Origin of the sequence: Fructobacillus tropaeoli, from assembly GCF_001047135.2 — a bacterium.
Taxonomy (GTDB): Bacteria; Bacillota; Bacilli; order Lactobacillales; family Lactobacillaceae; genus Fructobacillus; species Fructobacillus tropaeoli.
The window spans coordinates 82,207-91,225 of sequence record NZ_DF968084.1 but is presented as its reverse complement, the minus strand read 5'-3'; the positions used below and the strand labels follow the sequence as shown (position 1 = coordinate 91,225).

The 9,019-nt window shown below is 46.0% G+C and carries 11 protein-coding genes and 2 tRNA genes; 1 reads left to right on the top strand and 12 read right to left on the bottom strand.

Translation table 11 applies throughout. The features are described 5' to 3' along the window. Positions 1–51: 51 nt before the first annotated feature. Both AOQ32_RS06400 and AOQ32_RS06395 read right to left on the bottom strand, forming a co-directional pair. Positions 52–139: transfer RNA gene (locus AOQ32_RS06400), tRNA-Ser, on the bottom strand. 47 nt (positions 140–186) lie between these two features. Next, positions 187–516, bottom strand: coding sequence for a hypothetical protein (locus AOQ32_RS06395; protein ID WP_059394082.1), 330 nt, complete (start codon positions 514–516; stop codon positions 187–189). A gap of 78 nt (positions 517–594) precedes the next feature. Between AOQ32_RS06395 and AOQ32_RS06390 the strand changes: the two genes are divergently transcribed. Further along, positions 595–1,248: an NAD(P)H-hydrate epimerase gene (locus tag AOQ32_RS06390; protein WP_059394081.1), complete on the top strand. Its 654-nt coding sequence runs from the start codon at positions 595–597 to the stop codon at positions 1,246–1,248. A gap of 61 nt (positions 1,249–1,309) precedes the next feature. Here the strand turns inward: AOQ32_RS06390 and rlmH are convergent, their stop codons facing one another. The 10 genes from rlmH to tmk form a co-directional block, all read right to left on the bottom strand. Beyond that, complete coding sequence (gene rlmH / locus AOQ32_RS06385) at positions 1,310–1,789, bottom strand: 23S rRNA (pseudouridine(1915)-N(3))-methyltransferase RlmH (RefSeq protein ID WP_059394080.1); 480 nt, start codon at positions 1,787–1,789, stop codon at positions 1,310–1,312. 590 nt (positions 1,790–2,379) lie between these two features. Next, positions 2,380–3,141: a M15 family metallopeptidase gene (locus tag AOQ32_RS06375; protein ID WP_059394078.1), complete on the bottom strand. Its 762-nt coding sequence runs from the start codon at positions 3,139–3,141 to the stop codon at positions 2,380–2,382. A 68-nt stretch (positions 3,142–3,209) separates the two neighbouring features. After that, positions 3,210–3,282 (bottom strand) — tRNA-Lys (locus tag AOQ32_RS06370). An 86-nt stretch (positions 3,283–3,368) separates the two neighbouring features. Further along, positions 3,369–4,247 carry an ROK family protein gene (locus AOQ32_RS06365; protein ID WP_059394077.1) on the bottom strand — a complete coding sequence of 293 codons (879 nt, stop codon included), beginning with the start codon at positions 4,245–4,247 and terminating at the stop codon, positions 3,369–3,371. A gap of 167 nt (positions 4,248–4,414) precedes the next feature. After that, positions 4,415–5,410, bottom strand: a complete 996-nt coding sequence (gene galE / locus AOQ32_RS06360) for a UDP-glucose 4-epimerase GalE (RefSeq protein WP_059394076.1) — start codon at positions 5,408–5,410, stop codon at positions 4,415–4,417. After that, positions 5,411–6,169, bottom strand: coding sequence for an acyl-[acyl-carrier-protein] thioesterase (locus tag AOQ32_RS06355; RefSeq protein ID WP_059394075.1), 759 nt, complete (start codon positions 6,167–6,169; stop codon positions 5,411–5,413). After that, complete coding sequence (rsmI, locus tag AOQ32_RS06350) at positions 6,162–7,079, bottom strand: 16S rRNA (cytidine(1402)-2'-O)-methyltransferase (protein ID WP_059394074.1); 918 nt, start codon at positions 7,077–7,079, stop codon at positions 6,162–6,164. Before rsmI ends, AOQ32_RS06355 begins: the two co-directional genes overlap by 8 nt. A 6-nt stretch (positions 7,080–7,085) precedes the next feature. Further along, the gene (locus AOQ32_RS06345) at positions 7,086–8,048 is read right to left on the bottom strand and encodes a hypothetical protein (protein WP_059394073.1); all 963 of its coding nucleotides are present in this window, start codon (positions 8,046–8,048) and stop codon (positions 7,086–7,088) included. 6 nt (positions 8,049–8,054) lie between these two features. After that, positions 8,055–8,378 carry a cyclic-di-AMP receptor gene (locus AOQ32_RS06340; RefSeq protein ID WP_047974788.1) on the bottom strand — a complete coding sequence of 108 codons (324 nt, stop codon included), beginning with the start codon at positions 8,376–8,378 and terminating at the stop codon, positions 8,055–8,057. A 4-nt stretch (positions 8,379–8,382) separates the two neighbouring features. Beyond that, positions 8,383–9,015: a dTMP kinase gene (gene tmk, locus AOQ32_RS06335; protein ID WP_059394072.1), complete on the bottom strand. Its 633-nt coding sequence runs from the start codon at positions 9,013–9,015 to the stop codon at positions 8,383–8,385. Positions 9,016–9,019 lie beyond the last annotated feature (4 nt).

Sequence of the window (9,019 nt, the reverse complement as noted above, 5' to 3'; positions counted from 1 at the left end):
TTAAGAAACAAAAAAGCCCATCTACCGCAGTTCGCAGTAAATGGGCAAAAATGGAGAAGAAGGGATTCGAACCCTCGCACGCTTTAACACGTCTACACCCTTAGCAAGGGCGCCTCTTCAGCCTCTTGAGTACTTCTCCGTAACAGATAATATCATAACAGATAATGTTTGTTACGGCAAGCATTTTTAACGGTTCTCGATTGCCATCACGGACAAATTGAAGTTGTCCCACAATCCTTGATCGTCATTCTTAAAGTCTTCAATCAAAGAGCTGCCCTTTGGCTTAATGGTTGCGGAAAGCTCATGATAGACATCATAAAGCTCCAACTCCTTCTGGTCGTTCCACTTAACCGTGTAAAAAGTCCCATCCATCCGGTAGTCCAAAATTTCTTCCAAACCGCGCAAAAGGGTCCGCTCAATCATTTCTTCTTCAGTGACCGCTTCACCTCGGGCATTCAAAATCGCCACTTGGTCCTTTACCTGTTGATAATCATCAGCAACTTCCATGTTATCCATTTTGTGGCCGCCTTTCATTACTCTTTTTTGCTGTTCTATATTATAATTGAATATATCTATTATACTAAGGTGATTTGAATGACACAACTCGTGACAACAGAAGAAATGCAGGAACTAGACCAATACACGATGACAACCATCGGTTTGTCAGAAGATGTTTTGATTGAACGTGCCGCTTTAGCCGCCTTGGACGTCCTTGGCGCCGGTGCCTATGACCTCTCCAACGTTTTGGTCTTAGTTGGCTTGGGCAATAACGGTGCCGATGGGATTGCCCTCGCACGCTTGTTGCACCAGTTGCACATCCCTGTTTCATTGCAGTTTGTCGGTAATGCCAACAAGGCTAAGCCTGCCGTCAAGCACCAACTGCAAATTGCTGAAGCCTGTGGCGTTCCCCGTTCTGAAAAATCAGACTTCAAGCAGGCTTCATTAATCATCGATGCCATCTTTGGTACTGGATTAAACAAGGATTTGCCAGATGGCCTGCAAAAGATGGTCAAGGCAGCCAACCACATCGAAAGCACGGTTGTAGCGCTCGACCTGCCAACTGGCGTCAACGGCACCACCGGCCAAATTATGGGCGCTGCCTTGAAAGCCAAAACGACAATTTCCTTTGGCTTTATCAAGGCCGGCGTCACTAAGAATCCAGGAAAAAAATCTGCTGGACAAGTCCTGGTCAAGGATATCGGAATTGTCGTCCCAGAGGACTTCCAGTTCTCAATTAAAGAACAATAGCAATGACGTGAAAAAGCCAAACCTCGAAGGGTTTGGCTTTTTTGTCGCATTTGATTATTGCTTATTTATGATAGGTAGAACCCGCTGAAATCATCATCGCTCGATAAATTTGCTCAACCAACACCAAACGCATCAGTTGGTGAGGCAGCGTTAACCGTCCAAAGGAAAGTAAGAGGTTGGCGCGCTTTTTAATGGCGGGGTCCAACCCCAGGGATCCACCAATAATGAAGGTGAGGGTACCGTGCCCCGTGTTCTTGGCAGCTTCTAATTTCTGCGCAAAGTCTTCCGAAGCTAGTTCCTTCCCCTCAATCGCTAAAACAACGACAAAGTCCCGCTCCCCAATTTTTCCTTGGATTCGTTCCGCTTCCTTTGCCATGATTTGCTGATTTTCGGCTACCGATGCTTTTTCAGGTGTCTTTTCATCAGCAACCTCGACCATTTCGACAGTCCCGAAACGGTTCAAGCGCTTGGCATATTCCGCAATTCCCTTTTTCAAGTAGTCTTCTTTTAATTTTCCAACCGTTAATACTTTAATTTTCATTTTAATTTCACTACTTGTTTTGGTCTAAAATCAAAACTTGTTCCCTTTCATTCAACTTATCCACTCTTTTATCCACTATTCCCCAGACTTATACCCACAAAATCAGCCAACATAGACCAATTTCTGCTGATTTATCCCCAAACGCACCACTTATCCACAGGTTTTGGGGGTAACTTTTCCAAAAAGAGAAAGGCGATAAGACTGGGATTTTTAAAAACTTATCCCAAATTTTCCCCATTCCCCTTTTTACGAACAAAAGAGCACATCTGTTCCCCTTAAGCCCATGTGAACATTCGTCTTTTTGCCACATAGTCTAAGGTTGTCCTTGTGATAAAGCGCTGAATACCGCCTTTTTCCACAAAAAAGGCGAATTTAAAAACTCTTTTGTGACTCAACTATTCATTTTACCGCAAATCAACCGAACAGACATTCTAAAATTGGTATAGTCGCTAATTTTATTGATTAGATGTCATTTTTCATCTGTTTATTAAATTTATCCAATCGTTTCGATAAAGGAATAATTCACTAAATCATAGCCAACAAAAAAGCGGATAACTCGGAACATAATTCCAAGTTATCCGCCTTCATTTTTAAGACGCCTCACGCGCCTTCAGATCCTTCAAATAGGCCTCGAGGGTTAGGTGATGTTTTGTCATATACTTCGCATTTGTGACCCCAACATACCGGAAATGCCAGGACTCATAATCGATACCCGTCTCCTTAATCGATGCCTCGTCCTTTGGGTAACGAAGAATAAAACCATAATCAGGGGCGTGGTCAATTAGCCAACGCTGCGAAGTGAACTGGTCCATCTCGCCAGTTAGGCCTGGATACTTCGCTAAAGCATCGTTTCCAGCTAAATCAATGGCCAAACCAGTTTGGTGTTCGGATGAACCAGGTGTTTGCACAACCTTCTTAGTTTCGGCCAACGCCTTTTCCTCCGATTCACCATTCTTTTCGTTGTTTGCTAAGACATTCGCAAAGACTTCCTTCTGATATTCAATTGATCGGTAGCCTGAAACCAAGGTGGTGTCGTAGCCGGCTGCCTTGGCCCCGGCCATAAAATCAATGACGCTTTGCTGAATCTTTTGGTTAACAACCTTATCCCCAACCTTAGCCTGGGTAAAATTGATTTCCTGATTTTCCGGATGTTGCTTATTAATCAACACGAGGTCCCAGTCCGTGCTTTTCACACCCTTTGGCAGGTTGGTTGTCGCTGCCTTTGTCTGTGACTGGCTACTGCTCGTGTCCTTGCCGTGCTTTTGCCCATGTGATCCAAGTGCCAACCAGACCATCACCGCCAGTAAAATCAGGCCAGCAATCACCGCTATGATTCGTTTTTTATTTGTCATCAGCAAACCTCCTATGGCCTTACGATACAAAAAAAGACCGGAATTAATTCCAGTCTTTTGTTTTATGATGGTCAGTCAGGGGCTCGAACCCTGGACCCACGGATTAAGAGTCCGTTGCTCTACCAACTGAGCTAACTAACCATGGATGTCTTTCACAACAAAAGATATCATACCATATATAGTGACAGTCGGCAAGCTTTTTCGCCAAAAAAGTGGAATTTTCTAATTTATTCTTCTTCCGCTAGCTTAGCTTGGGCCAAATAGAAGCAACCAATGATACCTGCGTTATCTCCAGTCGAAACTGGGACAATGTAGTCCTCAAAATCAGGTGTTGCCAAATAGTTACGGAACTTATCCGCAAAGGCCTTCCGAACCATTGGTAACAAATTTTCACGGTGTGGCACCCCACCACCAAAGATAATCTTATCGGGACGGAGGATGACCGTAAAGTCGACAGCGGCCTGTGCCAAGTAGTCAGCCTCGATTTCCCAAGCGATATGATCATCAGGCAATTCCTTAGCTGTCATACCCCAACGCTCGGCCATAGCCGGTCCAGAAGCCAAACCTTCCAAACAGTGATCCTGATGAAATGGGCAATGACCCTTATAGTCATCCTTTGGATGCTTTTGAATCATAATGTGACCGGCCTCAGGGTGGCCGTAACCAGCTAGAAAATGGCCACGGTTGATGATTCCGGCACCAACACCAGTACCAATCGTCAGGTAAACCATTGACTGATTTTCCTTCACAGCCCCCGTCTTATACTCTGCCCACGCAGCGCCATTAACGTCAGTGGTCCAGTAGTAAGGAATGTCACGCCAGGCCTTCATTCGACCCATGAAATCATAACCAGACCAACCACGTTTTGGTGTGTCTAAGACGCGGCCATAAGTCTTGGACTCCGGGTTAATATCAATCGGTCCAAACATCGCAATCCCCATTGCTTTGATATCCTCAAACTGGTCAAAGTAGGCAATCACCGCATCAAGCGTCTTTTCACCGTCTTCAGTCGGAATCGACTGACGGTCAACAATCTTCATATCCTCATCACAGACAGCTAAAACAAACTTCGTACCGCCGCCTTCAATTGCTCCTAATAGTGCCATGGCGAACATCCTTTCCGCTTTGTTTTGAACCGGAGGTTGATTTTAGTCAACACGTTTCTTTATCTTTATTGTAAACGCTTACAGACAAACAAACAACACTTTTTTGCTTTTTTATTAATTATATTGCAAAATCGCACTAAAAAAAGGCCTTTTTGGCCTTTTAAACTTTATTTGCGGTCATCATAGCCGTTTGGATGCTTTTCTTTCCAATTCCAAGCTGTTTTGATGATGTCCTTCACGTTGTCAAACTTTGGTTGCCAGCCCAAGACTTCTCGAGCTTGCGTTGAATCCGCAACCAAAATATCAGGGTCACCAGGACGGCGAGGACCAACCTTGGCTTCAATGTTGACACCAGTCGCTTCACGGGCTGCCTCAACCATTTCCTTAACAGAGAAACCAGTGGCTGATCCCAAGTTAAATTGAGCTGATTTGTTACCCTTAGCCAAGTAATCCAAGGCCAAAATGTGAGCGTCTGCCAAGTCAACAACATGGACGTAATCACGGACGTTGAAACCATCTGGTGTGTTATAGTCATCCCCAAACATTTCGATGTAGTCACGTTGACCGGCTGCTGCCTGCAAGATGATTGGCACCAAGTGTGTTTCTGGACCGTGGTCTTCACCGATTGAACCGTCTTCGATGGCACCCGCCACGTTGAAGTAACGCAAGGCCACCCACTTGATGTCATAGGCTGAATCAGCCCAGGCCATCATCTTTTCCATCATCAACTTTGATTCCCCGTAAGGGTTGATTGGGTTTTGTGGATCAGTTTCCTTAATCGGAATGTTGACCGGGTTACCATAAGTAGCGGCCGTTGATGAGAAGACAATCTTCTTCACATCAAAGTCCTTCATCACTTCAAGCAAAGTCACCATTCCTGCCGTGTTGTTATCAAAGTACATCAATGGTTCGGCAACGGATTCAGGCACAATTGAGAAGGCTGCAAAGTGAACAACGGCATCGATGTTCTCTTTTTCAAAAACCTCAGACAAAGCCTTCTTGTCACGAATGTCAACTTGGTAGAACTTGGCTTCTGGCGCAACCGCTGCTCGGTGTCCCTTGACCAAATTATCAACAACAACAACATCCTGGCCTTGGTCTAACAACCGGCGCACCATGTGCGAACCGATATAACCAGCGCCACCTAATACTAATACAGACATTTACTTTTCCTCACTTTTTTGTCCGGGTTGATCCATCCAAGTAATCACGGCTTCTGCCGAAATCCCATCATCTTTGACGACCCGGTGTCTTGATTTATTATCTACTAAAATTGCTTGCGATTCAACTTGGTGACCGTAATGGACTTCGTTTTCATAACGAATGGTCAAATTAGTCGCCTCATGGTCTTTCAAGAAATCAAGGGGCAATACATCCAGCATCCATTCCAAGTATTTTGAATTGTTGACGTGACGGTTCCCATCAATGTCCAAGAAGCGCACTTGATAGGGTCGCCTAACCTGAACCTCTTCATCTTTAATTTTATCAACCTTGACCATCTTGTCCAAGCGACGCACCTCTTGGCCACCATAGGGAACTACAAGGTCCTCTGGCAAGCGTTGCATTCGCCTGGTCTCTAGGTCAATCAAGGCCCAAAGGGAATCAATATCAATAATGACCTCACCATTGGCGTCCTTAAAGTAAAAACCACGCATGGCAAAGAAAGAAGACCATTCGCCAGCCTTGGTTTCGATTGTAATTTTTTCACCTAATTTCGGCCGACGGATAATCCTTAAATCGTATTGTAAAATAACCCAACCCAAACCGCGCTTATCGGTTTCAGTATAGCCAACGTTCAAATGCTCACCCTGAAGCCGTGAGCATAGGATGGCCAAATTCAAGACCATTGGTAATGAAAGCTTTCGTGTCAAATCAACCTGATAATACTCAACAGGTCGTGTAATTGAAAAAATATCAGCCATGATCTTCCTCGATTTGATGATAAATTTTATAAACCTCTTGCCGGTTTAATCCCCGGTCCTTGGCCACCTGCTTGATGGCCTGGTTTGGCTTTTGACCAGCCGTCACTAATTCGGCCACCGCTTGGTCCACGGGGAGGTCAGCCGTTTCAGCCAAGACTTGTGTATCTCCTTGCTGTGGCTCGGCCATTTCTTTTAGGTCTTCTGTGCTAGCGCCGGCAACCATCAAAACAAATTCCCCACGGGCCTGATTTTCATCTAGCCAATCGGCCAACTCTTTCGTAGTCCCGCGCAAGAATTCCTCGTACCGCTTTGTTAACTCCCGAGCCAAGACGACGCGACGGTTGGGGCCACAAACAGTTAGTAGATTTTCCATGGTTGCCTTTAGGCGATGAGGGGCCTCATAAAAAATCAGCGTTTCTGGTCGACGAGCAAGGTCCGCCAAAACAGCCTGTTGTTCTCCCTTCTTGCGTGGTAAGAAACCATGAAAATAAAAGGGTTGAGGCACTAAGCCAGAAGCAATCAAGGCCGTAATACCGGCTGAAGCACCTGGCACAGGCACAACTGGAATCCCAGCAACAATTGCTTGGGCCACTAGTTCCTTCCCCGGATCGGAGATCGAGGGCAAGCCCGCATCAGAAACTTGGGCAACCGACTGTCCTGCCAAAAGGTCGTGAACAATCAATGGTGCCTTTTCCTGCCAGTTATGTTCGTGCAGTGCCGTCTTTTTGGTATGAATATCAAAATAATTTAATAACAGCTGTGTATGTCTTGTATCCTCAGCAGCAATCACATCAACAGTCGACAGGACCTCAATGGCGCGATTTGACATGTCCTGAAGGTTACCGATTGGTGTGGCAACGAGGTACAACGTCCCCGTTTTTTGTTCTGCAAAACTTTTTTGTACCTGCATATCATCCTATCCCAAGGCTATTGTGATTTCGAGCCCTAGCTTTTCTAACCGACTTTGCCAAGAAATATTAACGTTTTTCAATTGGTCGATTTGCAAAATCAGATTACCCACTGCTAACAGCTGGTCTGGTTGATAACGTTTGACCATTTCCTTATAAAAACCAAGTAACTGTGGAAAAGCCAATTGGTCTTGATCAACATAAGCATAAACTGCTAAATCGCGACCGAGTGACTGAAGCCAAGACAGAACCTGATTTTCCTGGTCCTTGAGGGTCACCAAGGGCAAAAGCTGTCCCTGCAAATAAGCCATTAAGGCCACATCCTGCGTCATTGCTAGCTCAAACCACTTGAAAACCTTTGTCTGAGCTTCCTTGGCAAAAGCCTCCTTCGCAGCCTGACTGTCCAGGTTGACTTGATTGGAGGCCTGTAGATTCACCAGCTGGGCGCGCGATCGAATCGTTGCCAAGACATCGCTTGCTTTATTTGTTAACAGCAAAATCAATTGCGGACCCGCCGGCTCCTCGATAAATTTCAACAAGGAGTTAGCTGCGGCCGTCGTTAACGTATCCGCCTGGTCAATCACGAAAATTTTTCGCTGCCCTTCCAAGGCGGTTGTCGTCAGCTCTGGGACCAAGGCCCTGATTTGCGCGATTTTAATCGCTGCTCCCGGCTTTTCGGGTAAAACGGTCACAAAATCAGGATGGTCAAAAGCAGCCACACGCTGCTTCGTTAGCTCATCTTGACCAAGGACAAAGGAAGCTAACGACTTCGCCAAGGTGATTTTTTCAGCCTCCCCCACACCGGCTAACAAATAGAGGTGTGAGAGACGATCTTCCGCTACCGCTTGCTCAAACTGGCGGTAATTAGCCGGATAAGCCGCTTCTGCCATTGCCTGAAAGTCTTGGTCAACAAGAGCCGGTTCGGCGGTATTTTGGGCTGTTTGACCCTTGTTACTGTTTTTTTTAGCCATTAAAAATTAAAACTGGTAGAAATCATCAATTGTCTGCGTGAAGACAGTGGCACCACCCACTTCGACTTCAACTGGGAAAGCACCTGTCCGCTCCCCCTCCACGCTAATTGGTGGCACCATAAATTGCTTCCGCTTTTGTGAAATATCTTTAATAATTTGCAAAACTTCCTCGACCCGGTCCTCATCAATGGCAATGATAAAGGTCGTGTTACCAGACCGTAAGAAGCCACCTGATGTGGCGAGACGAGTTGCTTGAATCTTAGCCTTGACGAAGGCGTTGGCTAACTTTGTTGCATCTTTATCTTGAACAATGGCATTGACTAATTTCATCTTTTTACCTCCAATAGGTCGCTAGGACCTGCTTGACTTCTTCAATTACAGCTTGAACATCTTGGTTGGCGTTGACCAGCTTGATTCGTTCGGGGCTTTTTTCCACCAATTCCAAATAAGTTTGACGGACCGTCTGATGGAAAGAAAGTTCCTCTTCATCCAGTCGGTCAATCTTACCCTTTCGATTGGCAAAAATCCGCTCCAGCCCAACCTCGACAGGCAAATCCAAGTAAATCGTTAGGTCTGGTAGTTGCCCCTGCGTGGCAAAGGCATTTAACCCGGCAATTCGGTCAACACCCAGTTCACGCCCACCACCTTGGTAGGCCAATGACGAATCAAGGTACCGGTCTGACAAAACCACCTTGCCCGCAGCAATCGCCGGTTGGACGGTTTGGACAAGGTGCTCACGCCGAGAAGCGGCATAGAGCAGCGCCTCCGTCCACGGATCCATTGCTGGCTCCGTTTTTTCTTGGAGAAGCGTTCGAATTCCTTCGGCCACTGGTGTTCCACCTGGTTCTCTGGTTACTAAGACATCCGCCTGAGCCAATTCTGCTAAGTACGGACGCACCGCCTCAATCACCGTGGTTTTTCCTGCACCCTCTGGGCCCTCAAATGATAAAAAATGCATCTCACTCATGGGA

Coding starts and splice junctions, on each gene's coding strand:
- AOQ32_RS06395 (WP_059394082.1), bottom strand. CDS start 516: ATGGATAACATGGAAGTTGCTGATGATTATCAACAGGTAAAGGACCAA.
- AOQ32_RS06390 (WP_059394081.1), top strand. CDS start 595: ATGACACAACTCGTGACAACAGAAGAAATGCAGGAACTAGACCAATAC.
- rlmH (WP_059394080.1), bottom strand. CDS start 1,789: ATGAAAATTAAAGTATTAACGGTTGGAAAATTAAAAGAAGACTACTTG.
- AOQ32_RS06375 (WP_059394078.1), bottom strand. CDS start 3,141: ATGACAAATAAAAAACGAATCATAGCGGTGATTGCTGGCCTGATTTTA.
- AOQ32_RS06365 (WP_059394077.1), bottom strand. CDS start 4,247: ATGGCACTATTAGGAGCAATTGAAGGCGGCGGTACGAAGTTTGTTTTA.
- galE (WP_059394076.1), bottom strand. CDS start 5,410: ATGTCTGTATTAGTATTAGGTGGCGCTGGTTATATCGGTTCGCACATG.
- AOQ32_RS06355 (WP_059394075.1), bottom strand. CDS start 6,169: ATGGCTGATATTTTTTCAATTACACGACCTGTTGAGTATTATCAGGTT.
- rsmI (WP_059394074.1), bottom strand. CDS start 7,079: ATGCAGGTACAAAAAAGTTTTGCAGAACAAAAAACGGGGACGTTGTAC.
- AOQ32_RS06345 (WP_059394073.1), bottom strand. CDS start 8,048: ATGGCTAAAAAAAACAGTAACAAGGGTCAAACAGCCCAAAATACCGCC.
- AOQ32_RS06340 (WP_047974788.1), bottom strand. CDS start 8,378: ATGAAATTAGTCAATGCCATTGTTCAAGATAAAGATGCAACAAAGTTA.
- tmk (WP_059394072.1), bottom strand. CDS start 9,015: ATGAGTGAGATGCATTTTTTATCATTTGAGGGCCCAGAGGGTGCAGGA.